Annotated in this window: 22 protein-coding genes; 10 read left to right on the forward strand and 12 right to left on the reverse strand. The window is 69.8% G+C overall.

All coding sequences use genetic code 11. From position 1 onward, the window contains the following. Position 1: 1 nt before the first annotated feature. The 8 genes from AB0K52_RS06730 to AB0K52_RS06765 all read left to right on the forward strand — a co-directional run bounded on the left by AB0K52_RS06730 (position 2) and on the right by AB0K52_RS06765 (position 7,930). On the forward strand, positions 2-664 hold the full coding sequence (locus AB0K52_RS06730) for a hypothetical protein (protein ID WP_363527124.1): 663 nt from the start codon (positions 2-4) through the stop codon (positions 662-664). Between the two features lie 60 nt (positions 665-724). Beyond that, the gene (locus tag AB0K52_RS06735; RefSeq protein WP_205324320.1) at positions 725-1,279 is read left to right on the forward strand and encodes a hypothetical protein; all 555 of its coding nucleotides are present in this window, start codon (positions 725-727) and stop codon (positions 1,277-1,279) included. 667 nt (positions 1,280-1,946) lie between these two features. Next, positions 1,947-3,767, forward strand: a complete 1,821-nt coding sequence (locus AB0K52_RS06740) for a phosphoenolpyruvate carboxykinase (GTP) (protein WP_363527250.1) — start codon at positions 1,947-1,949, stop codon at positions 3,765-3,767. An 88-nt stretch (positions 3,768-3,855) separates the two neighbouring features. Beyond that, positions 3,856-4,623: an isoprenyl transferase gene (locus AB0K52_RS06745; protein ID WP_363527127.1), complete on the forward strand. Its 768-nt coding sequence runs from the start codon at positions 3,856-3,858 to the stop codon at positions 4,621-4,623. Between the two features lie 175 nt (positions 4,624-4,798). After that, positions 4,799-5,293: a sigma-70 family RNA polymerase sigma factor gene (locus AB0K52_RS06750; RefSeq protein ID WP_363527130.1), complete on the forward strand. Its 495-nt coding sequence runs from the start codon at positions 4,799-4,801 to the stop codon at positions 5,291-5,293. After that, complete coding sequence (locus tag AB0K52_RS06755) at positions 5,290-6,006, forward strand: hypothetical protein (RefSeq protein WP_363527133.1); 717 nt, start codon at positions 5,290-5,292, stop codon at positions 6,004-6,006. Before AB0K52_RS06750 ends, AB0K52_RS06755 begins: the two co-directional genes overlap by 4 nt. 173 nt (positions 6,007-6,179) lie before the next feature. Then, the gene (locus tag AB0K52_RS06760; protein WP_363527136.1) at positions 6,180-6,737 is read left to right on the forward strand and encodes a sigma-70 family RNA polymerase sigma factor; all 558 of its coding nucleotides are present in this window, start codon (positions 6,180-6,182) and stop codon (positions 6,735-6,737) included. Further along, positions 6,734-7,930, forward strand: coding sequence for a hypothetical protein (locus tag AB0K52_RS06765; protein WP_363527139.1), 1,197 nt, complete (start codon positions 6,734-6,736; stop codon positions 7,928-7,930). Before AB0K52_RS06760 ends, AB0K52_RS06765 begins: the two co-directional genes overlap by 4 nt. Positions 7,931-7,990: 60 nt before the next feature. Here AB0K52_RS06765 and AB0K52_RS06770 read toward each other — a convergent pair whose 3' ends face one another. The 10 genes from AB0K52_RS06770 to AB0K52_RS06815 all read right to left on the reverse strand — a co-directional run bounded on the left by AB0K52_RS06770 (position 7,991) and on the right by AB0K52_RS06815 (position 18,878). Next, complete coding sequence (locus AB0K52_RS06770; protein WP_363527142.1) at positions 7,991-8,545, reverse strand: isochorismatase family protein; 555 nt, start codon at positions 8,543-8,545, stop codon at positions 7,991-7,993. Between the two features lie 123 nt (positions 8,546-8,668). After that, positions 8,669-10,345 carry a cytochrome c oxidase subunit I gene (gene ctaD / locus AB0K52_RS06775; RefSeq protein ID WP_307792950.1) on the reverse strand — a complete coding sequence of 559 codons (1,677 nt, stop codon included), beginning with the start codon at positions 10,343-10,345 and terminating at the stop codon, positions 8,669-8,671. Between the two features lie 226 nt (positions 10,346-10,571). Next, positions 10,572-10,976 (reverse strand): roadblock/LC7 domain-containing protein, encoded by a 405-nt coding sequence (locus AB0K52_RS06780; RefSeq protein ID WP_205324330.1) that lies wholly within the window; start codon positions 10,974-10,976, stop codon positions 10,572-10,574. Between the two features lie 11 nt (positions 10,977-10,987). Continuing rightward, complete coding sequence (locus tag AB0K52_RS06785) at positions 10,988-13,411, reverse strand: ATP-binding protein (RefSeq protein WP_363527146.1); 2,424 nt, start codon at positions 13,409-13,411, stop codon at positions 10,988-10,990. 114 nt (positions 13,412-13,525) lie between these two features. Then, positions 13,526-14,872, reverse strand: a complete 1,347-nt coding sequence (locus AB0K52_RS06790; protein ID WP_363527149.1) for a potassium transporter TrkG — start codon at positions 14,870-14,872, stop codon at positions 13,526-13,528. 1 nt (position 14,873) lies between these two features. After that, complete coding sequence (locus tag AB0K52_RS06795) at positions 14,874-15,554, reverse strand: TrkA family potassium uptake protein (RefSeq protein ID WP_363527151.1); 681 nt, start codon at positions 15,552-15,554, stop codon at positions 14,874-14,876. Between the two features lie 216 nt (positions 15,555-15,770). Continuing rightward, positions 15,771-16,583 (reverse strand): ectoine/hydroxyectoine ABC transporter ATP-binding protein EhuA, encoded by an 813-nt coding sequence (gene ehuA, locus AB0K52_RS06800; protein WP_363527154.1) that lies wholly within the window; start codon positions 16,581-16,583, stop codon positions 15,771-15,773. Next, complete coding sequence (locus tag AB0K52_RS06805) at positions 16,564-17,235, reverse strand: amino acid ABC transporter permease (RefSeq protein WP_363527157.1); 672 nt, start codon at positions 17,233-17,235, stop codon at positions 16,564-16,566. The genes ehuA and AB0K52_RS06805 overlap by 20 nt, the downstream gene beginning before the upstream one ends. Further along, positions 17,235-17,957, reverse strand: a complete 723-nt coding sequence (locus AB0K52_RS06810; RefSeq protein ID WP_363527160.1) for an amino acid ABC transporter permease — start codon at positions 17,955-17,957, stop codon at positions 17,235-17,237. The genes AB0K52_RS06805 and AB0K52_RS06810 overlap by 1 nt, the downstream gene beginning before the upstream one ends. A gap of 9 nt (positions 17,958-17,966) precedes the next feature. Continuing rightward, a complete protein-coding gene (locus AB0K52_RS06815) occupies positions 17,967-18,878 on the reverse strand; it encodes a transporter substrate-binding domain-containing protein (protein ID WP_363527163.1) in 912 nt (303 codons plus the stop codon). A 203-nt stretch (positions 18,879-19,081) separates the two neighbouring features. Between AB0K52_RS06815 and AB0K52_RS06820 the strand changes: the two genes are divergently transcribed. Together AB0K52_RS06820 and AB0K52_RS06825 are read left to right on the forward strand one after the other, a co-directional pair. After that, positions 19,082-19,885, forward strand: a complete 804-nt coding sequence (locus AB0K52_RS06820) for a GntR family transcriptional regulator (RefSeq protein WP_363527166.1) — start codon at positions 19,082-19,084, stop codon at positions 19,883-19,885. Between the two features lie 153 nt (positions 19,886-20,038). Beyond that, complete coding sequence (locus AB0K52_RS06825; protein ID WP_363527169.1) at positions 20,039-20,836, forward strand: SGNH/GDSL hydrolase family protein; 798 nt, start codon at positions 20,039-20,041, stop codon at positions 20,834-20,836. A 56-nt stretch (positions 20,837-20,892) separates the two neighbouring features. Here AB0K52_RS06825 and AB0K52_RS06830 read toward each other — a convergent pair whose 3' ends face one another. Continuing rightward, complete coding sequence (locus AB0K52_RS06830; protein WP_363527172.1) at positions 20,893-21,684, reverse strand: hypothetical protein; 792 nt, start codon at positions 21,682-21,684, stop codon at positions 20,893-20,895. 140 nt (positions 21,685-21,824) lie between these two features. Next, complete coding sequence (gene eccB / locus AB0K52_RS06835) at positions 21,825-23,420, reverse strand: type VII secretion protein EccB (RefSeq protein ID WP_363527174.1); 1,596 nt, start codon at positions 23,418-23,420, stop codon at positions 21,825-21,827. Between the last annotated feature and the right edge of the window lie 23 nt (positions 23,421-23,443).

Here is a 23,443-nt window from a genome sequence, read left to right on the forward strand (position 1 = left end):
CGTGACCGACACCGACTACGCCGCCGCCGTCGCCGCCTACCTCAAGGAGCGCGCCGACGCCGACGCCGAGATCAGCGCCGCCGTCGCGACCTACCGCGCCGAGGCCGACGGGCTCGCGGCCGCCGTCGAAGCCGCCCGCACCGCCCGCGAGGACGCGAACAGCGCCGCGGCGAACGCCGCCGCGCTCGTGGCCGAGACCGACAAGGCCGTCGGCGTCCTGTGGCGCGCCCTCGGCGACTTCGTCGGCCACCGCCGCACCGGCCCCACTCCCTCTGCGGGAGCACCGGACCCGGATCCCGACGCCGAGCGCGTGCGCGCCCGGCTCGAACGCTCCGAACGCCTGCTCTCCCTCGCCCGACAGGGTGAACTCCCGATCGAGGCGCCCCGCCACACCGAGATCACCGCGGCCGCCATCGGGCTCGGCACCGGCGCTCTCGCCGTCTGGGCGGCGCTGGCGATCCTGCGGTCCGGGAGCCTCCCGTTCGCCGAGGCCCTCGCCGCGCTGACGTTGTTCTTCGGCATCGGGACCGGCCCGATCGCGCTGGGGGCGTGGCTGTCCTGGCAGTACCTGGTGCGGCCGCGCCCGGGCCAGACCCTCGTGTGCGTCGGCGCGGCGATCGTCGCGGTGTGCGCGCTGGCGGGCCTGTTCATGAGGGGGCTATAACGAACGGTTGACGCCATGGGGTACACCTGATGCGTCAACGAAACGTGAGGAGTCCCGTCAATGGCCGCCATCGACGACACCGGCTCGTGGCATTACGGCCCACTGCCGTCCACTGACGACGCCCCCGCCTGGATCTACGGGATCGTCCCGGACGGCTGGATCGCCGGCATGCCCGACGTCACCGTGGACCGCGACGAGATGATCATCATCTGCCCGCTGCCGACCCCCGACCACCCCGCCGACGCGACCGAGTCCGACCGGGCCGCGACCGAGGAGGGCCGCATCTCGCGCTTCCGCGAGGCGACGCGCGACATGCGCGTGCAGATCGCGCAGCAGCTCCAGTACCGGTACCACCGCCAGTCCTCGTGGGGGGCGCGCTGCGGCTCCACCACGATGGTCTTCACCCACCAGTCCCTGCCGGTGACGACGCGGCTGCGCCAGCCCGAGCGGCTGGTGCTCGACACGCTCGTGGGCTCGGGCGTGGCAGCGTCGCGCTCCGACGCGCTCGCGTGGTGCGTGCGCCTGGTCGAGCAGCACGCGGAGGACTGGCTCAAGGAGCTGCGCGAGGCCATGGTGAGCGTCGACGAGCTGCGCCGCCGGGGTCCCTCGGTCTGATTCGGGCAGCAAGACGAGGCGGGTGCGCGATCGCGCACCCGCCTTTCTCGTGCGCTCACCGCAAGAGCAGGTAGACCAGAACGATCGCCAGGACGAGGACGATCGCGATCACGAAGCCGACCGTCGCGCCTCTGGCGCGGTTCGGCTGCGGTTCCGGTTCTCGGTGCGCCATGGCCCCCTCCACGTTTCGGATGCGGCTGTGCAGACCTGCATCTTCACCCCAAGACGGCCCGGCGTGCGGCGATTCGGGCCAAAAGCCGGCGGACCTGTGCGCGAAACACGATCGCGACAGCGCGCTAACGCGCTCGTTCCATGATCGAAACCGATCGCATTAGTTGTGAGGAACAGTCAAATTCATGACAGGGTGCGCAGTACTGCTCGGTCACGCGGAAAGTACAAGTAGTTGTGCTCATTCCGAGCCCGAATGAGCACGAGATCAACTTTCATCCATCCCGTCCCTGTTCAGGCCCGGACCGATCGAGCACGACTGCCTGCGCGGGACGGCCGCTTCCCGTAGCGTCCGAAAGACCGGTTCCGGTTGGAGCGTCCGGGCTCCGACCGGCACGGCGGCGTCAGCCGCCACAAGCGGACCGCGCGCGCCGTGCACGAGAACAGCACCGAAGGAGCCACCGCCGTGAGCATCGAAGTCTCCGTAGCCAGTGACGATATGACCAGCGCAGCCTCGATCGGACTCACCGATCCGCCCACCCGCCACCACCGGCTGCTCGCCTGGGTCGGCGAAGTGGCCGAGCTGACCGACCCCGACCAGATCGTGTGGTGCGACGGCACCCCCGCCGAATGGGAGCGCCTGACGGCCGAGCTCGTCGCCTTCGGGACCCTCGTGCCCGTGCCGGCCAAGCCCGACTCGTTCCTGGCCCGCACCGACCCCGGCGACGTCGCCCGCGTCGAGGAGCGCACCTTCATCTGCTCGACCGACCCCGAGGACGCCGGGCCCACCAACAACTGGACCGCGCCCGACTACATGCGCGAGACCATGACCGGCCTCTACCGCGGCTCCATGCGCGGGCGCACCATGTACGTCGTCCCCTTCTGCATGGGCTCGCTCGACGCCGAGAAGCCGATGTTCGGCGTGGAGCTCACCGACTCCGCCTACGTCGCCGCCTCGATGCACATCATGACCCGCATGGGCCTGCACGTGCTCGAGGCCATGGGCAGGGACGCCGACTTCGTCAAGTGCCTCCACTCCGTCGGCGCGCCCCTCGCACCCGGCCAGAGCGACGTTCCGTGGCCCTGCAACGAGACCAAGTACATCTCCCACTTCCCCGAGGACCGCGAGATCTGGTCCTACGGCTCCGGCTACGGCGGCAACTCGCTGCTCGGCAAGAAGTGCTACGCCCTGCGCATCGGCTCCGTCATGGGCCGCGACGAGGGCTGGCTCGCCGAGCACATGCTCATCCTGCGCCTGACCTCCCCCGAGGGGAAGGTCTACCACGTGACCGGCGCGTTCCCCTCCGCGTGCGGCAAGACCAACCTCGCCATGCTCGAGCCGACCATCCCCGGCTGGAAGGTCGAGACCCTCGGCGACGACATCGCCTGGCTCCGCTTCGGCGAGGACGGCCGCCTGTGGGCCTCCAACCCCGAGTACGGCTTCTTCGGCGTCGCCCCCGGCACCGACCACAGGACCAACCCGAACGCCATGCGCACCATCGCGAAGGGCCACACGCTCTTCACCAACGTCGCGCTCACCGACGAAGGCGACGTGTGGTGGGAGGGCATGGGGGAGGCCCCCGAGCACCTGGTCGACTGGAAGGGCCGCGACTGGAGCCCGCGCTCCGAGGAGCCCTCCAGCCACCCCAACAGCCGCTTCTGCACGCCCATCAAGCAGTGCCCGGTCCTCGCCGAGCAGTACGACGACCCGCGCGGCGTCCCCATCGACGCGATCCTCTTCGGCGGCCGCCGGGCCAGCACCATCCCGCTCGTCACCCAGGCCCGCGACTGGGTCCACGGCGTGTACATGGGGGCGACCCTCTCCTCGGAGACCACGGCCGCCGCCGTCGGCCAGGTCGGCGTCGTGCGCCGCGACCCGATGGCGATGCTGCCGTTCATCGGCTACAACGCCGCCGACTACTTCGGCCACTGGATCGAGATGGGCAAGTCCGCCGCCAGCGAGGACCTCATGCCCGAGGTCTTCTACGTCAACTGGTTCCGCCGCGCCGAGGACGGCCGCTTCCTGTGGCCCGGCTTCGGCGAGAACGCCCGCGTCCTCAAATGGGTCGTCGAGCGCCTCGAGGGCCGCGGCACCGCCGTCGAGACCCCGATCGGGTACTGCCCGACCCCCGATGCCATCGACATCGACGGGCTCGACCTGACGAAGGCCGACCTCGAAGCCGCCCTCGCGGTCGACAGGGACGAGTGGGCCGCCGAGATCCCGCTGGTCGAAAGCTGGTTCGCGCGCTTCGGCGACCGGCTCCCGACCGTCCTGTGGAGCGAACTCGACGCCCTCAAGCAACGCCTCGACCTGCAGTAACCACGCAGGGAGCACAGCCACCGCCGCCCGCGCACACGGCACCGTGCGCGGGCGGCGGCGCGCGGGCGGGAGCCTACAATTGCCGGTTGTGGCGATCTCGAACCTGCTTTACCGGATCTACGAGCGTCGGCTCGCACGCGAGCTGACCGGCCAGCCGCTGCCCCGGCACATCGGCGTCATGGTCGACGGCAACCGTCGCTGGGCCCGCGACATGGGCCTCACCGACCCCAACGACGGCCACCGCGCCGGCGCCAAGCACATCGAGCGCTTCCTCGGCTGGTGCGACGAGCTCGGCGTCGAGCACGTCACCATCTGGCTCCTCTCCACCGAGAACCTCTCCCGCCCCAAGGAGCAGCTCGACCCCCTCCTCGACATCATCGACGAGCTCGCCGGTGAGCTCGCCGATGACGACCAGCCCTGGCAGCTGCGCATGGTCGGCGCCCTCGACCTCCTCCCCGAAGCCCACCAGACCGCCCTCAAGAGCGCCCAGCAGCGCACCGCCGACAAACGCGGCATGCAGGTCAACCTCGCCGTCTGCTACGGCGGCCAGCGCGAGATCGCCGACGCCGTGCGCTCGTTCATCCTCGAGCAGGCCGCCACCGGTGCCAGCCTCGAAGAGGTCGCCGAGTCCCTCGACGCCGACTCGATCGCCCGCCACCTGTACATGACCGGCCAGCCCGACCCCGACCTGGTGATCCGCACCAGCGGCGAGCAGCGCATCTCCGGGTTCCTGCTGTGGCAGTCGGCGTACTCGGAGTTCTACTTCTGCGACTCGAACTGGCCCGACTTCCGCCGGGTCGACTTCCTGCGCGCGGTGCGGTCGTTCGCCATCCGCGATCGCCGCTACGGCAAGTAAGCCCTGTTTCACCCGAAAAAACCTGCAACCGGCTGCGTCACTGGGGCCCGGTCCTTCGTGTGGAGAGTGCGATCAAACCCGACTGCACGTCATTTCCCTGGAATCGAGGAACCGGATGACTGCGAGCCCCGTGGTGCAACAGTCCACTGTGTCCCCTACCGTTGCAAGCGGTGCCGTGTCCGCGGACCGCGCGGACTTCAACGGCTTCTACGCCGCGAACGTCGGCCCGATCACCGCCCAGATCCGCGCCTATGTCGGCGACCTCGCCGAGGCCGAGGACCTGGTCGCGGAGGCCTTCTGCCGGGCGCTCGCCCGCTGGGGCGCGATCAGCGCCTACGACAACCCCGCCACGTGGGTGCGCCGGGTCGCCTGGAATCTGGCGACCTCGCGGCTGCGCCGCGCCGCCGTCGTCCGCCGCTTCCTGCGCCGGCAGCGGCCCGCGACCGCCGACGGCCCCGGACCCGAGCGGCTCGACCTCGAGCAGGCCCTGTCCGAGCTCAACGAGCGCCACCGCAAGGCCGTCATCCTCCGCTACATGGCCGGGATGACCTCGGCGGAGATCGCCGAACAGGAGGGCGTCGCCGAAGCGACCGTCCGCTCCTGGCTGACACGAGGGAAAGCGGCGCTCGCCGAGCGCCTGCGCATCGCCGACTTCGAGGAGCAACGATGAACACCCCCCAGCGCGACCCCTTGAGCGCCATGTTCGACCAGTACGCGGCGGCCACCGCCGCCGAGACCAGCCCGCCCACCACCGGGCAGCTGCGCCGCCGCATGCGCCGCCACCGCACCGTCCGCGTCGCGGCCGCCGGTGTCGCCGCCGCGGTCCTCGCCGTCCCCGGCGGCTGGGCACTCCAGCAGGCCGCCGCGACCGACCAGGGCGGCCCCGGCCCCGCCGGCTCCGGCCCGACCTCCGAGGTCACCGAGACGCCCGGCTGCGACTGGCCCACCGACGGCCCCGGCGAAGAGGAGTCCTGGCCCGGCGAGGAGCCCACCGGCGGCACGGAGGAGCCCACCGACGACACCCCCGCGACCGAGGACCAGTCCGACTACGGCACCGAGACCGCCGAGGAGTACGGCAGCGAGGAGCCTACGGAGGAGTACGGCAGCGAGGAACCCACCGAGGCGTCCTCCGACCGGCCCACCGAGGAGCCCTGCGGCGAGGAGCCGACCGAGGAGGTCGAGGAGCCCACCGAAGGCGAGGAGACCTGGCCCGGCGAGGAGCCCACCAGCGGCGAGGAGACGCCCACGGAAGAGCACGAGTCACCGTCCGAAGAGGATCCCACCCCGGGGGAGGGGACGCCCACCCCTGGTGGGGAGACCCCCACCCCCGGCGAGGAGCCGACCGCAGAGGACGCCTCCCCGACCGAACACGCCACTCCCTGATCGCAAGCAGCGCAAGGCCCCCGCGAGCACCGCCCGCGGGGGCCTCAGCCGTCGTCGCCCGGTCGCCGTGTGCGACGCCACTGCGCTCCGGCGCGAAGTCCGGTGCATAACTTCGCGCTCACCGCTCGTGTATCAAATGCGGACCCCCGCGCCACCCGAGTTGAGGAGCCCACATGATGCCGACCCGCGACAGGCCAGACGCCACATTGGAGGAGGGGGCCGCGCCGCACAGGCCGACGCTGCGCGCGACCCTCGAATTCGACGACTTCTACACCGCCAACGTCCGCAACCTCACCAGCCAGCTGCTCGCCTACACCGGCAGCAAGCAGGAAGCCGAAGACCTCGTCGCCGAGGCCTTCTGCCGCGCGCTCGACCGCTGGAAGAAGGTCCGCGAGTACCAGAACCCCACCGCCTGGGTGCGCCGCGTCGCCTGGAACCTCGCCACCAGCCAGCTGCGCCGCCGCGGCGTCGTGCAGCGGTTCCTCAACCGCCAGCGCGAGACCTACGAGACCGCGCCCGACGGCGACCGCGTGGACCTCATGCGGGCGCTGGCGGGCATCCCGCCCAACCACCGCAAGGCCGTCATCCTCCGCTACATGGCGGGACTGACCGTGACCGAGATCGCCGAGCAGGAGGGCGCCGCCGAAGCCACCGTCCGCTCCTGGCTCCACCGGGGCAAGGCCGCACTGGCCGAACGACTCAGCGTGCAGGACGAGAAGGAGCAGCAATGAACCCCGAAGAAGAGACCCGCTTCGCCGAGGCCTTCACCGAACTCGGCGAGGCCGCCGAGCTCATGGTCGAACCGCCCGACCCGGCCGCCATCCGCGGCAGGGTCCGCCGCCGCCGCGTCACGCGCGTCACCGTCGCCGCGGTCGCCGCGCTGGCGATCGCCGCCCCCGCCACCTGGATGCTCCAGCACGCCGCGACGGCCGAGGAGCGGCCGCAGGTCGCCGACGACCGCACCACCGAAGTCGTCGCCTCGCCCGAGCCGACCACCGAGGCCCCCTCGACGCCGGAGGAGACCGCGACGGCCGCCGAGACGGAGAGCGTCGAAGCCCCGCCGCCGCCGACCCACGACGACCTGCTCGGCGCCTCGATCGCGATCCCCGCGTTCGGGGACCTCACGCACGAGGTCTGCCCGAACGAGCCCGCGGCGCTCACCGCGGCGGGCGGGGACGGCAAGGTCTTCCTGCTCAAGGTCGTGCACGCCCGCCTCACCGCGGACGGGCCCGAGCAGGCGGTCGCCCTCGTCGGCTGCCGCCCCGGCGAGGCCATGCTCCGCCAGGTCCTCGTCATCGAGGCGGACGGCGACGGCTACGCGGTCGCCGAGCAGCTCTACGAGTACGGCGAGCACGGCTCGGTGTACGACATCGCGCCCGCCGCCGACTACGGCGTCCTCCTCGGCTTCATCGAGCAGGAACCGTGCTGCTCGGCCCTCCCCGAGGACTTCGACCAGTGGATCGAGCGGTACCGCGACGGCGGCTTCGAGACGCTGAGCGGCGACGTGCCGGGCACGCATGTGACCGACCTCCAGCCGGCGATCGAGGTCGCCGACGCGGGCCGGGACACCTGGGAGGTCACGGTGACGGTCACCAACGCCGGCAGTGTCGAGGCCGCCCCGTTCGAGCTGCGGTTCTGCTCGAACGACGGCATCCGCCTCGCCGACGGCACGACCGCGACCTGCATGGACGGGCCGGTCGCCGTCGAGACCGCCGAGGGCCTCGCCGCCGGCGACGCCTATGAGACGGTCTGGACCGTCACCACCGACCCGAAGGAGGAGTGGAGCGAGGACGCGGTCCAGTACGGGCAGCTCTTCATGGTCGACGTGCACATGCCGCGCTACGGCACCGACGCGCTGGTCTTCGAGACCGCCACGGGCGACAACTCGCAGAGCCACACCTTCACCTACGACGCGATGGACTGACCAGCCGACGCCGGAGGCCCCCGCGAGCACCGCTCGCGGGGGCCTCGTCACGTCATAGGGTCAGGCGAGGGTGACGCCCGCTGCTTCGAGTTCCTCGAGGGCCTTGGCTTTCGTCTCCTCGGCGACCGCGGCCGTGTACTCGAGGAGCACGGTGGTCTCGAAGCCCTCGGCGGCGGCGTCGAGGGCCGTGGCCCGGACGCAGTGGTCGGTGGCGATGCCGACGACGTCGACCGCGTCGACGCCGCGTTCGCGCAGCCATTCGGCCAGGCCCGTCTCCCCCGCCGAGCCCTCGAAGCCCGAGTACGCGGCCTCGTACGCGCCCTTGTCGAACACGGCCTCGGCCAAGCGCGAGTCGAAGTCGGGGTGGAAGCCCGCGCCCGCGGTGCCGACCACGCAGTGCGGGGGCCACGAGTCGCGGAAGTCCGGTTCGGCCGAGAAGTGCAGGCCGGGGTCGATGTGCCAGTCGCGGGTCGCGACGATGTGCTCCCACCGGCCCGGGGCGGACCCGATGAGTTCGGTGACCCCCGCCGCGACGGCCGCGCCGCCCGCGACGGCGAGCGACCCGCCCTCACAGAAGTCGTTCTGGACGTCTACCACGATCAGTGCCCGGCTCATACCCCGATCCTAGTGAGGTCCCGCGAGGCGCGGAAGTCCCGGTGCGCGACTGTGCGCGTATTTCCTCCCCGGGAAGCAGGAAGACCCGGGAGCGGCTGCTCCCGGGTCTTCCTCATGTCGTGGCTAGTGCCCCTTGACTTCCTTGACCAGATGGCCCCACTTCTCGTCGAAGACGGGGCGCTCCGAGCGGATGCGCGGGAGGCGGTCGAAGTTGCGCAGCGGCGGCGGGCAGCTGGTCGCCCACTCGAGCGAGCCGCCGTAGCCCCACGGGTCGTTGGTCTCGACGACGCGGCCGGTCTTCCAGGACTTGAAGAGGTTCCAGATGAACGGCAGGGTCGACAGGCCGAGGATGAACGCGCCGATCGTGGAGATCATGTTGAGCGTCGTGAAGCCGTCGGTCTCCAGGTAGTCGGCGTACCGGCGGGGCATGCCCTCGGCGCCGAGCCAGTGCTGCACCAGGAAGGTGGTGTGGAAGCCGATGAAGGTCAGCCAGAAGTGGACCTTGCCGAGCCGCTCGTCGTACATGCGGCCGGCGACCTTCGGGAACCAGAAGTAGACGCCGGCGTAGACGGCGAACACGATGGTGCCGAACAGCACGTAGTGGAAGTGCGCCACCACGAAGTACGAGTCCGAGACGTGGAAGTCGACCGGCGGGCTGGCGAGCAGGACGCCCGAGAGGCCGCCGAGGAGGAACGTGACCAGGAAGCCGATGCTGAACAGCATCGGGGTCTCGAAGGTCAGCTGGCCCTTCCACATGGTGCCGATCCAGTTGAAGAACTTCACGCCGGTCGGGACCGCGATGAGGAAGGTCATGAGCGAGAAGAACGGCAGCATGACCGAGCCGGTGGCGTACATGTGGTGGGCCCACACGGCCATCGACAGGCCCGCGATCGCGAGGGTGGCGGCGACCAGGGTCTTGTAGCCGAAGATCGGCTTGCGGCTGAACACCGGGAAGATCTCGGAGACGATGCCGAAGAACGGCAGCGCCACGATGTACACCTCGGGGTGGCCGAAGAACCAGAACAGGTGCTGCCACAGGATCGCGCCGCCGGTCTCGGAGTCGAAGACGTGCGCGCCGAGCTGGCGGTCGGCCATGACGGCGAGGAGCGCGGCGAACAGGATCGGGAAGACCAGGATCACCAGGAGGCTGGTGATGAGGATGTTCCAGGTGAAGATCGGCATGCGGAACATGAGCATGCCCGGGGCGCGCATGGTGATGATCGTGGTGATCATGTTGACGGCGCCGAGGATGGTGCCGATACCGGAGATCGAGAGGCCCACGAACCACATGTCGGCGCCGATGCCCGGCGAGTTGACCGCGTTCGACAGCGGCTGGTAGGCGAACCAGCCGAAGGAGGCCGCGCCGCCCGGGGTGATGAAGCCGGAGACCGCGAGGATCGAGCCGAGCAGGTACAGCCAGTACGCGAAGGCGTTCAGGCGCGGGAACGCCACGTCGGGCGCGCCGATCTGCAAGGGCACCAGGTAGTTGCCGAACGCGAACACGATCGGGGTCGCGAACATCAGCAGCATGATCGTGCCGTGCATCGTGAACAGCTGGTTGAACTGCTCGGAGGACACGATCTGGAGGCCCGGCTGGAACAGCTCCGCGCGGATGAGCAGCGCCAGGACGCCGCCGATCGCGAAGAAGGCGAAGGACGTCACGAAGTAGAGCAGACCGATCTGCTTCGCGTCCGTCGTGCGGAGCGTGCGGGCGAGCCAGGAACCGTTGGGCTCCCGGCGTACCGGCCAGGGGCGCGCGACGATAGGCGTTGGCTCAAGCTTCGGCTCAACCGTGGTCACCTGTGGGCCTCCATGATTCATTTCCAGGTAGCGAACGCAGCATAGCCCCGGGAGGGGCCGCCGATGCGGAGGGGCAACGCACTAGCGGCGTGGCGGTGCGTGACCATCTGCTGCGTTCATCGTGGTTGTCGCAGGTCGAAAGCGCGACTGGTCGTTCGGGGGAAGTGATCCCGCGGGGCGCCCGATGGGTCCGGCGCCCGCGGGTGAGCAATCTCCTACAGTGCGGCTACAGGCTGCCGCGGGCGTCGGGCTCGAGCGCGGCGTAGACGCGCTTGACCAGGAGGGCGGTCTCGTAGCCGACCTGGCCGAGGTCGCAGCCGGCGTTGGCGAGGACGGCGAGCTGGGCGCGGTCGCCGACGGCCATGAGGAGCAGGACGCCCTCGTCCATGTCGATCACCGACTGGCGGATGCGGCCGGCGTCCAGGACCTTGGCCGCGCCCGTCGTCAGGCTCGCGAGGCCCGAGGTGATGGCGGCGAGCTGGTCGGCCCGGTCGGTCGACAGGCCGCGCGAGGCGGCGATGGCGAGTCCGTCGACGGAGACCGTGAGCGCCTCGGAGACGTCCGGGACCTTCTCCACGAAGGAGGTCAGGAGCCAGTCGAGTTCACCGACGTTCTTGTCCTTGTTGTCCATCTCGCTGCTTTCTATTGGCGTTGTTCGTGCGCGGCGGCCGCCGCGATGCCGGAGGCGAAACCGGCGAGCCGGTCCCTGATCTCGGCAGGGTCGAGGTCGGTTCCGCCGCCGCCCGAACGCGAGCTGGGGACGGAGCCGGGGAGCAGCCGGGAACCGGGTGCGCGGCGGGGCAGTTCCGCGCCGTTGACCCTGCCGGAGGTTTCGAGTGCTCGGTTCACTTTCCTGAAGGTAACATCCAGCGTCTCGGCGGCCGGGCCCGCAGGGGCGGCGGATCCGTTCCCGCCGTTGAGTGTCGTACCAGCTACAGGCAGTGGTTCGGGGACGGAGCCGGCGCGGCGCGGCCGCGGGACGATCGGCTCGACGGCGCTCGGCGCGCCCGACTCGGCGCCCGTCCCGGTCACCGGCAGGTTCGCGGCGCGCGCCGAGAGCGCGAGCTGCGCGGCCGTCCCGGAGCGGTCGGCGGGGGCGAGGCCGACGGGGTCCTCGGCGTGCGCGCTCGCGGGGATGCGCACGAGCGCGAGCGTGCCCTTGCCCATAGTGGAGTGCAGCTGGACGCTGATCGAGTGCTCGGCCGCGAGCCGCCCGACCACGAGCAGGCCCATGGTCGCGGTGAGCTCGGAGTTGAGCTGCGTCGGCTCGGCCAGGCGGCGGTTGATCGCGGCCATCGGCTCGGGGGCGAGGCCGATGCCGTCGTCGGCGATGGAGATGACGATCTCCGAACCCGAACGGCGCGAGGTGACCCGCACCGACTGGGTCGGCGGCGAGTACGAGGCGGCGTTGTCGAGCAGTTCGGCGAGGATGCGCACGAGGTCGCCGGCGGGCTTGGTCTCGAGCCGGGCCCCGACCTGGTTCTCGACCACGACGCGCCCGGCGTCCTCGATCTCGGCCACGGCGTCGCGGATGATCGCCTCGAGCCCGGCCGGGTGGTTGTAGCGGCGCTGCGGGTCGCCCCCGGCCAGCAGGAGCAGGTTCTCCTCGTTGCGGCGCATGCGGGCCAGCAGGTGGTAGACGCTGCGCCACTCGTCGGGGATCGCGGTCGCGGAGGTGCCTTCGACGAGGGACTCCATGACCTGCTGCTGGCGGCGGATGAGGCTCTGGCCGCGGCGGGCGAGGGTCTTCATCATCGCCTCGACGTCGATGCGCAGCAGGGCCTGGTTCGCGGTCTGGCGCAGCGCCTGGTGGTGGGCGGCGCTGAACGCCTCGGCGAGGGAGTCGAGCTCGTCGGCGTAGCGCGAGTCGGTCTGCAGCACCGTCTGCTGCTTCGCGGCCTGCAGCAGCCGGTCGACCTCGTTCGCGTTGGCGGCCTGGGACACCGCCGCCACGGTCTTGGGGAGCGTGTCGTACGCGGCGGTCAGGGTCGCCTCGCGGACGCCGTCGACGCGCAGGCTGATGCGCCGCGCCAGCATCGCGGCGGAGATGATCGAGGTCAGGGCCAGCACGAGCACGAGCGCGAACGTCGTCAGGAGGGTGCGCGAGGCGGCCTCGCGCATGAGGTCCACGTCTTCCTTCATGAAGTTGATGACCGTGTTCCGCGTCGTGTCGAGCGAGGCGACGATCGCGCCCTGCGCATCGAGGAACGCGGTCGGCGAGATGGTGGGGATGTTCCCGTTCAGGTAGACGCCCAGCGCGGTCTGCGCGTCCTTGACCTCCTGGGACTCCATGGCGGTCCGGTAGGTCGAGGCGGTCTCGGTGGACGCGTTCGCCTGGAACTCGGTGATCTGCTGGTCGAACTCCCCGGCGAAGCTCGCGACCTGCCCGAGGGTCTGGCGGTCGACGAGGACCGCGCCCTCCGCTTCGAGGAGCGCGAGGTCGGCGGTGACGGTGAACTGGATCGAGCCGGCGATGCGGCCCGCCTGCATGACCGCGGCCAGGGAGTCCAGGTGCGCCGAGATCTGCGCGTCGTTGACGAGGCGGGGGAGGATCGCGGCGATGCCGACGATCTGGTCGGCGGTCTCGCGGAAGGTCTGGAACGCGGCCTTCACCTCGTCGTCGGGGTAGGCGGCCTCGCCGGCGGCCATGTCGTCGAAGACCGGGCGCACGGTCTCGAGCTCCCCGGCCTTCTCGAACAGGTCCCCCAGGTCGTCCCGGAGTTCGGGGAAGCGGGCGATGGCCGCGTCCGCGGTCCCCTGGAGCGCGTCGAAGGCGGCGTCGGTCTCGCGGCGGGCGACCGCGGAGTCGAACTGGCCGCCTCCGCCGTTGATCATGGAGGTGACGACCGGCCGCAGCTCGGCCTGGTGCCGGTCGAGGGCCGCGTCGAGCCCCTCGGAGAGCTCCGCGAGGACCTCCGCGTCGGTGGCGTTCTGGTAGTCGTCCCACACCGTGACCGTCTGGAAGAGCCCGAGCACCAGCATCCCCATGAGCGCCGCCGCGATCGGCAGCATCAACTGCATCCGAATCGGGAGGCGACTGGTGCGCTGCCGGCTTTTACGGGCCATCGGGGGGCGTCCTTTCTGAGGGGCGAAAGCGCTGCGGCGAGTGCTGGCTGGTGACCATCTTCGCTTGTGCTTTCAGGGCTGCATGAGGCGGGGCTCACTCCACCGATCGGCCGTTCAGCCCACGAGCGGCCGTCCTTCCGGGTATCGGTACAGGCGGTGGCGCGAGCGCAGCGCGAGGGATGCGGCGAACAGTACCGGCCCGATGCGCCCCGTGTACATGGCGATCGCCAAGAGCCACTTCGAGGGTTCGGACAGGTCGTAGGTGACGCCGGTGGACTGGCCGAGCGTCGCCAGCGCGCTCGTGACCTCGAACATGATCGACATCAGGTCCAGGCCCGGCTCGAAGCGCTGCATGAGGAACACGCCGAAGGCGTTGCAGGCCACGTACACCAGCGCGACGGTGAGCGCCTCGCGGACCACGGACGGGTTGATGCGGTGCCGGAACGCGGTCACGTCGGGCTCGCCGCGCACCTCCGCCCAGATCACGAGCAGCAGCACGAAGAACGTGCCGACCTTGATGCCGCCGGCCGTCGAGGCCGAGCCGCCGCCGATGAACATGAGGATGATCGAGGCCAGCTGCGAGTCCTGGTTCATCGCGCCGATGTCGATCGAGTTCAGGCCCGCCGCGCGCACCATCGAGGTCTGGAAGAACGCCGGCAGGATCCGGTCGTACCAGGGCCACTGCCCGAACGTGGCCGGGTTCGACCACTCGAACGCCAGGAACGCGATCCACCCGCCGATGAGCAGCACGCCCGATCCGACCAGCGTCAGCTTGGTGTGCACCGACCACTGCTTGCGGCCCCACTTGCGGCGCGTGACCTCGAAGATCACGGGCATGCCGAGCCCGCCGATGATGGTGCTCAGGCACAGCGGCAGGCAGATCCACCAGTCGGTCGCGTAGCTCATGAGCGAGTCGGAGAACAGCGCGAACCCGGCGCTGTTGAACGCGCTCACCGCGTGGAAGATGCCGTACCAGATCGCGTCGCCGAGCCCGAACCCGTACGTGGAGAACCGGATCGCGAGCACCAGCGCGGTGGCGGCCTCGACGATGAGCGAGAGCGCCACCGTGCGCAGCAGCACGTGCTTGACGTCGCCGAGGCTCAATGCCTGGCTGATCTCGGTTCGGGTCGCCAACTTGGTCCGCAGCCCGAGCTTGTTCGAGATCAGCAGCCCGATGAGGACGGCGCTGGTCATGATGCCCAAGCCGCCGAGCTGGAAGAGCAGCATGATCACGAACTCGCCGAACCAGCTCCAGTGAAACGGCGTGTCCACCACGGCCAGGCCGGTGACCGACACGGCCGAGGTCGCGGTGAAGAGGGCGTCGGTGAAGTGCGTGACGTACCCGTCGGTCTGGGAGACCGGCAGCAGGAGCAGCAGTGTGCCGCTCAGGATCACCGACAGGAAGACCAGCGGGATGAGCCTTGCGGGGTGGCGGAAGAAGGCTTTGATGCGGGCGGTCATGTCAGGTCGTGGACGCGAAGTGCTCGACCTTGGTGGTGTCCCCGGAGACGATCAGCGTGTCGCCCTCGGCGATCACGGTGTCGGGCGTGGCGTAGGTGAAGTCCTCGCCGGGCTGCTTGACGCCGACGACGGTGACCCCGTACTTGCTGCGCAGCCGCGACTCGCCGAGGGTCTTGCCCACGGCCTCGGCGGGGGCCTTGGTCTTGACGATCGCGAAGCCGTCGTCGAACTCGATGAAGTCGAGCATCTTGCCGCTCACCAGGTGCGCGACCCGCTCGCCCATGGCCGCCTCGGGGTAGACCACGTGGTGGGCGCCGGTGCGGTGGAGGATCTGGCCGTGCTTGGCGTTGATCGCCTTGGCCCAGATCTCGCGGACCCCGACCTCCTCGCAGGCCAGCACGGTGAGGACGCTCGCCTCGATGTCGGTGCCGATGGCGACCACGACGTGGTCGAACTCGCCGATGCCCAGCTGGTTGAGCACGGTCGACTCGGTGGAGTCGGCCTGCACCACGTGCGTGAGGGTCTCGGAGGCGCGCTGCACGATCTCGGGCCGCTCGTCGATCGCGAGCACTTCATGGCCGAGTCGCGTCAGGGACTCGGCGACCGCCGACCCGAAGCGGCCCAGGCCGATCACGGCCACGGTCTCCTCGGTCGGGCTCTCGCCCCTGCCGAACAGGTTCATCGGACTGCCTCTCGCGCGGGAGCTGGTGCTGACACGGTGTCTGATTCTGCCACCTGCCGTCGGCGCGCCCGGGCCGTACCCGCGCCCGACCCGGCGGCCCGCTGCCGTCCACTGGGGACCTTGGGGCAAAAGGAAGAGGGGGGCGGCCGATAACCCCTCATGGCCGCCCCCCTCGAACACCCCTAACACTCTCCAAGGATGGAGGAGACCCCAAGTCTACTCCGCGAGCACGGCCCGGAGGAAGTCCTGCGTCCGCGCTTCTCGCGGATCGGAGAAGATTTCATCCGGGGCGCCCTCCTCGACGATGACCCCGCGGTCGAACATCATCACCCGGTTCGAGACGTCCCGCGCGAACCCCATCTCGTGCGTGACGATGAGCATCGTGATGCTGGTCGTGTCGGCCACGTCGCGCAGCACCCCCAGCACGTCCGCCACCAGCTCCGGGTCGAGCGCGCTGGTCACCTCGTCGAGCAGCAGGATGTCCGGGTCCATCGCCAGCGCCCGGGCGATCGCCACCCGCTGCTGCTGGCCGCCCGAGAGCTGCGACGGGTAGCTGTCCACTTTGGCGGAGAGCCCCACGACGTCCAGGAGCTCCCGGGCCTTCGCCTCGGCCTCGTCCTTGGAGCGGCCGAGGGTGTGCACCTGCGCCTCGGTGACGTTGCGCAGCACCCGCATGTTGGGGAACAGGTTGAACGACTGGAAGACCATGCCGATCTTCCGGCGCACCTGCCGCAGGTGGCGCTCGTTCGCCACCACCAGCCTCCCGCCCTTCTCCATGTGGGACAGCGGCTGCCCCTCGACCCGGATGACGCCGCCGTCGGCCGCCGGGTCCTTCGTCGGGGTCACGCGCTCCAGCGTCATGAGCAGTCGCAGGATCGTGGTCTTCCCCGAGCCCGAGGGCCCGATGAGCGTCACGCGCTCGCCCGGGTCGACGGTGAAGCTCAACCGGTCCAGGACCTTGAGGTCCCCGAAGGACTTGTTCACCCGGTCGAACTCGATGATCGGGTGCTCAGTAGTGGGATTTTGCAAGACGGTTCTCCAATCGCCGCATCGCGACCGCCACCGGGTAGGAGGCGGCCAGGAACAGCAGCCCCGCGATGGTGTAGCCCTCGACGGCTCCGGTGTAGTGCTGGCCTTGGTACTTCTGCGCCTGCGAGATCATCTCCAGCACGCCGATGATGAACAGGGTGGGGACCTCTTTGAACATCGCGATGATCCAGTTGGCCACCGCCGCGGTCGAGCGCCGCATCATCTGCGGCAGGATCACCGCGCCCCACACCCGGTGGGTCGGCAGGCTCAGCGCGGTCGCCGCCTCCCACTGCCCGACCGGGATCGCCTCGATCCCGGCCCGGTACGACTCGGCGGTATAAGAGGCGTAGTGCACGCCCAGCACCGCCGAGCCCACTGCGAAGGCGCTCCAGTCCGGGTTGATGTACAGGCTCGTCGCCGTCCACACCAGCAGCACCTGCACCAGCAGCGGGGTGTTGCGGACGAACTGCATGACCGCGCCCACGGTGCGGCCCACCGCGGGGTGCCCGACCCGCTGGACGACGGCGACCAGCAGCCCCAGCAGCACCGCGATCAACCCGGCCACCACGGTGACCTGGAGGACCACGATGAACCCGTCCCACATGGCCGGGAAGATCTCCCGGGCGGTCTCATTGCTCCAACCGGTCTGCATCAGCGCACGCCTCCCGCCGCGACCTCGGGGGCCAGTCGGCCCTTCACCGGCTTGGCATCGAGGCCCAGGCCGCGCTTGGCCTTGCGCTCGAGCGCGCGCATCCCGGTCCAGATCAGCCAGGCCAGGATGAAGTACATGACGAGCACGACGCTGTAGTGCACCAGCCGGTCCTGCCCGGCCTGCGAGCCGATGAGCCCGGCCAGCGCGGTGATGTCCATGACGCCGATGATCGAGACGAGCGCGCTGGCCTTGAGCAGCATGATCGCGAAGGCGCACAGCGAGGGGATCATCTCGGGCCAGGCCTGGGGGAGCACCACCAGGCGCATTTTCTGCAGGGGCGTGAGGTTGAGCGCCGTCGCGGCCTCGAGCTGGCCCTTGGGGACGGCGGCGATGGCGCCGCGCACCACTTCGGAGCTGTAGGCGCCGTAGTTGAGGCCGAGCGCGATGATGCCGGCCGCGATGAGGTAGTCGAACTGGATGCCCAGCAGCACCGGCATCGCGAACGCGAACCAGAACAGCTGGACCACCGCGGACGAGCCGCGGATGAACTCGACGAAGGCGCGGGCGGGGGTGCGGACGGCGAGATGCTTCGAACTCGTCATCAGTCCCAGCGCGAACGCCACGACGAGCGCGACCGCCGCCGAGGCGACGGTCACGACGATGGTGGTCAGCAGCGGCTCCCCGTACCGGGGCAGCGAGTCGACGACCGCTTGGAGGTCCATGGGGTCCCCCTACTGGTAGGTGTCCGGGCAGAGGTCTTCGGCGGTGAGGCCTTCGGGGTGGTTCTCCTCGACCGTGAACTGGTAGGGCGCGACCAGCTCCTCCCACTTCGCGGTGTCGGCCAGGAGCGTCTCGAGCTCGCCGTTGACCGCGTCGCGGAAGTCGGCGTCCTTCGGCTGGAACACGGCCGCGCCCGCGCCGATGATCTCCTCGCCGGACTCGGGGTCGATGAGCCAGAAGCCGTCGGTGACCTCGACCTCGGCGTCGCCCTCGGCCTTGAGCTTGAGGTTCGCGGAGGTGAGGCCGATCGCGTCGCACCGGCCGGCCTTGAGCTCGAGGACGAGCGAGTCGAGGTTCGCCTGGACGTTGATCTGCTCGGCGGCGAAGATCTGGTCGGCGATCTCCTGCTCGGAGGTGCCGTTCATGACGCCCACGACGCCGTCGGTCTCGGCCATCGCGTTGAAGTCGGTGTAGCCGCCGGGGTTCCCGGCCGGGACCATGAGCGCGTCGGGCATCACGTAGTCGGGGTTGGCGAACGCCACGGCCTCGCACCGGTCGGGCGTGACGTACATCCCGGCGATGACCATGTCGTGGTTGGCGCCCAGACCGGAGATCAGCGCCTCCCAATCGGTGAGCTTCCACTCGATCTGGTCCTCTTTGATGCCCAGTTTGTCCAGCAGATAGAGCTGCACGGCCACCGACTGCCCGGTGACCGAGTCGTCGTCGCCCGTGTACGCGTAGGGGGCCTCGTCCGCGTACGCGATGCGGAGCTTTCCGCCGTCCTGGGCCTGCTTCAGCAAGCTGTTCCCATTGCCGGCGCCGCCCTGGTCGGTGCGGGAGCAGGCCGCGAGCGCGAGGGCCGCCGCTCCGGCGGTCGCCCCGCCGAGAATATGGCGGCGGTTGAGGTGCAGATGGTTCGACACGGGGGTCGCCTCCTGGTTCGGGGGTCGGGTACGTGGCCGAGACTAACGTTCTATTGTAAGTTTGTCGACAATACGATGATCGACGTTCGATAACAAAAAAGCAAGCATGTCGGCGGGGGACGCAACCGGAGCTTGCACCGGAACGTGATGTACCGGCAGCGCTAAGATGCTGCCCAGAAGCGACAGAGGGGGAGCAGGCAGACGTGTCTGATCGCAGCAGCGGATTGAGCGGGCTCACCGGAGCCCGCCAGGTGGGGCGCCTCGCCCCGGTGCGACGCACCTCGACGGTGGACCTCATCGCCGACCGGCTCCGCGAAGCGGTCGTGGACGGATCCCTCCCGCCCGGGGCCGCCCTCGGCGAAGCCGAACTCGCCTACCAGCTCGGCGTCAGCCGCGGCCCCCTCCGCGAGGCCATGCAGCGCCTCACCGCCGAAGGCCTCCTCGTCATCCCGCGCCGCCGCGGCCTCGCCGTGCGCACCATGACCCCCGAAGACGTCCGCGACATCCACTGGCTCCGCGCCCGTATCGAACCCGAACTCGGCCGCCGCATCCTCGCCCGCCCCCTCGCCGAGCGCAAGACCGTCCTCGCCGAACTCGGCGCCGAGGTCAAGCGCATGCAGCGGGCCCTCAAGAAGGACGACGCCCGCGCCCTCGGCGACGCCTACCTCGACTTCCACCGCGGCCTCGCCGCCTGGGGCGGCTCGATCCGCCTGGCGCGCATGATGGCCACGCTCCTCATCGAGACCCGGCTGTGCACCTTCTCCATGTACGAGCACTTCGAAGTCGCCGTCGACCTCGTCCCCGAGCACGCCGCGTTCGTCGACGCGCTGGCCGCCGAGGACGCCGCCCGGTTCGAGGCGCTCATGTGCGCGCACCTCGACGCCGAGGTCCGGCGCCTGCTCGCCGAGCCCGAGGCGGCCAAAGAGGACGACGCCGACCGGCTCCTGGCCGAGACCCCGGACGAGCCGCAGCCGCTCGACCGCCTCGACCTCCCCGAGGGCATCTAGCTCAGCCTTCTCGCCGCCGCGACCCTTTGCCGCGCAAGCGGGAACGATGTTTGTCAATATCCTGACAATTCACGGTCCGTTGGTGGACCGTCCGTTACGAAACCTATATAAATAGGGCCCCGACCCCGGACAAAATTCGAGACGGAGCCCAAAATGTCCCACCCCCGACGAATCTCCACATTGGCGGGCGCGCTGCTCGCCGCCGTCGTATCCGTCACGGCCCTCACCAGCGGCGCCGCCCAAGCCCAGACCGTCGAGTACGTCGCCCTCGGCGACTCCTACGCCTCCGGCGTGGGCACCCGCGACTACATCGACGACTCCTCCTGCCGCCGTTCGGACGCGGCCTACCCCTCGCTCCTCGCCGACGCCATCGGCGCCGACCTCACCTTCGCGGCCTGCTCCGGCGCGAAGACCGGCGACGTGCTCGCCAACCAGCTCGGCGGCCTCTCCGCCGGCACCGACCTCGTCACGATCACCATCGGCGGCAACGACACCGGATGGACCGGCGTCGTCCAGAAGTGCGCGTACCCCTACCCGTGGACCTGCTGGAAGGAGATCGACGCGGCCGAGGCCTTCGTCCGCGACCAGCTGCCCGCCAAGCTCCACGCCGTCTACAACGCGATCGAGGACGCCGCCCCGAACGCCGAGGTGATCGTCCTCGGCTACCCGCTCCTGTTCAACGGCGAGGAGTGCAACGCCATCACCCGCATCAGCCCCGGCGAGCAGGCCGCCCTCAACGACGCCGCCGACCTCCTCGGCGACGTCATCGGCACTGCGGCCCTCAGCCACGGCTTCCAGTACGCCGATGTGCGCGCCGCCTTCGACGACCACGCCGTCTGCGACGACACCGAATGGATCAACGGCATCTCCTACCCGATCGCCGAGTCCTACCACCCCAACAAGGCCGGCCAGAGGGACGGCTACTACGAGATCCTCAACGACCTCGTCTGACAGGCGAAACCGAAGGGCCCCACCGGAATACCGGTGGGGCCCTTCGGTTTTGGCCGCTAGGCGCCGAAGAAGCCGCCGCCGTCGGAGCAGACCTTCCAGACGTCCTCTTCCTTGACGAGGCCGAGGTCGTACTCGGTGTCGAGCGGGATGTCGCCGAGGTCGGGGTGGGACATCGAACCAGTGACCGTCACCGGCACGGTGGCGTTGTCGCCGTCGACCGTGGCCGTGCCGATCTCGTAGTCGACCGTGATCTCGGCGTCGGCCATCATCTCCGACATCTCGGCGATGTCCTCATTGGAGGTCGAATCCAGGTCGGATTCCATGCTGCTGGCCAGGTCGCTGCACAGGTACGGCTTGACCTTGTCGACCATGCCGCTGAGGTCGCTGAAGTCGCCCGAGGAGACGAAGTCCTTGGTGGTCTGCATGTACGCCTCGGCGACGTCCTCCGGGGAGTCGCTCTTCGAGGGGGCGCCGCCGCCGAACGGGTTGGCGACGAGCAGGACGATCGCGACGATCACCACGAGGGCACCCGCGCCGATGCCGACGATCAGACCGGTCTTCGACTTCTTCGGGGCCGGGGGCAGCGGGCTCCCGAAGCCCGGCTGCTGCTGCGGCGCACCGTAACCGGGCTGCTGGCCGTACCCGGCCTGCGGGGCCTGCCCATAGCCGGGCTGCTGCGGCGGCACGCCGTATCCCGGCTGCTGCGGCGCCTGGCCGTAGCCAGGCTGCTGCGGGACACCGTAACCGGGCTGCTGCGGCGGCGGCTGCTGTCCGTACCCCGGCTGCTGGCCGTACTGGGGCTGTTGCTGGTTCGGGTCGAACCCCGGCTGCTGGGGCGGGTAGGCCATGACGCGATTCCTTGGATTGTCGGGAGTGGGTTGCGCCAGGTTAACACGCTGGCGCCACACCCACCTCCCTCCGAACTGGCCGCCAGACGAACGACGCCGGGACCGTCCAGGTCCCGGCGTCGTCAACGCGTGCAACGGCGTCAGCCGCCGCCCTCGGCGCCCTCCTCGGGCTCGGTCTCGTAGACCTGGATGTCCTCGGCGTTCGAGACCATCTGCTTCCTGGCCTCGTACGGGTCGAGGTCCGGGCCACGCGGAATGAGCGTGATCATGGTGTTGGGCACCGAGACGGGCTTGACCCCTTCGTATCCGAGCATCTTCTGGGTCGTGTCCGTCGGCCCGTCGTCGGCGATGCCGTGCCTGATGCCCTGGTCGCTGATCATGTACGTGATGCCCGAGATCGTCGCGCCCTGGTCGGTGCGGCTGTCGACGATCGCCGCGCGGCCCTGCGGGAGCACGGTCTGCGCCCGCAGTCCGGGGGTGTCCGAGAAGATGTCGCCGTTCGGAAGGATCTCGACCGACTTCGCGGCCTCGGTGAGGGTCTTCGGCGCCTCGTCGTACATGGCGACCTTGATCGTCGTCGCCTCCGACTCCTGCTCCTTCGGGTCGTAGACCGCGCACACGGCCGGACGGCTCTTGTCCGAGGTCCAGACGTTCCCGCTCAGGTCTTGCTTCGGGTAATCCTTCGGCTCGTAGGCCGCCTGGGAGCCGAGGCTCGACACGACGCTCGCGGACGCCTGCTGGGGGTCGTCGACGCGCGCCTGCAGCAGCTTGGCCATCGTGTCCGAGATCCGCGCGAACGTGTCCGTGCCGCCTTCGTTGATGAGCACGTACGTGTCGCCGCCGGCATCGACGGGCGCGCCGTAGAGCAGGTTCCCGTTGTCGCCGGCCACGGTCGACTCGGTCCCGAACTCGTCTCGCGCCGGCGGGGCCATCGGCGAGCCGGCCGGGATCGTGTTGAGCATGTTCTCGTTGAGGATCATCGCCTGGCTGAGGTTCAACCCCAGGTCGCCGATGAGCTGATCGGCGGGGTAGTCCTCGTCCCCGATCTCGTACCGCTTGCCGTTCCACAGCAGGTAGTACCGGGGCGTCTCGTCGCTGTTCTCCGGGACGGTGGTCTGCGCCAGGATCCAGGAGTCCTCGCCGAGCCACTGGGGCGTGCCCTCGAGGTCGCCGACCACCAGCTGCGTCAACTGGAATTGCGCCGTGCCGTCCTGTTCGCGCGGCATCGAGCAGGTGTTCCAGTCGACCTGCTGCAGCAGCTCGCTCCTGTCCGGCGGCTGCGAGGGGATCCCCTGGATGCCGATCGTGAAGGAGCCGCGCGGCACGTCCTTGAGCGAGGACGCCTTGAGGTCCTGCACCTCCGGCATGCCGTTTGAACCGGGCTTGGCGAGCAGCAGGGCCGACGTGTAGTTGGTGACCTGCCAGAGCCGGGCCTGGTTCTCATCAGTCTGGTCCTTGCCGTCCTGCGTGATGTACACGTAGACGGCGTTGGAGCCCTTGATCGTGATGATGTTGCCCACGACCGGCTCCGCGTTGCCCTTGCCGAACAGGGTCGCGATCGCGAAGCCGCCGAAGATCAACGCCAGCACCATCACCGAAGCGAAGATCGAGACGCCGATGCGCCGCAGCGGACGCTCGATCGAGTCGGGGTTGGCCAGCACCAGCGCCTGGTTCATGCGCGAGGTGATGAACTTGTGGGCCTCCACCTGTTCGCGGCGGGAGCGCATCTGCGCCATTCGAATTCGCCTCTCTCGGAGTC

The organism is Glycomyces sp. NPDC049804, from assembly GCF_040674615.1.
GTDB lineage: Bacteria > Actinomycetota > Actinomycetes > Mycobacteriales > Micromonosporaceae > Glycomyces > Glycomyces niveus.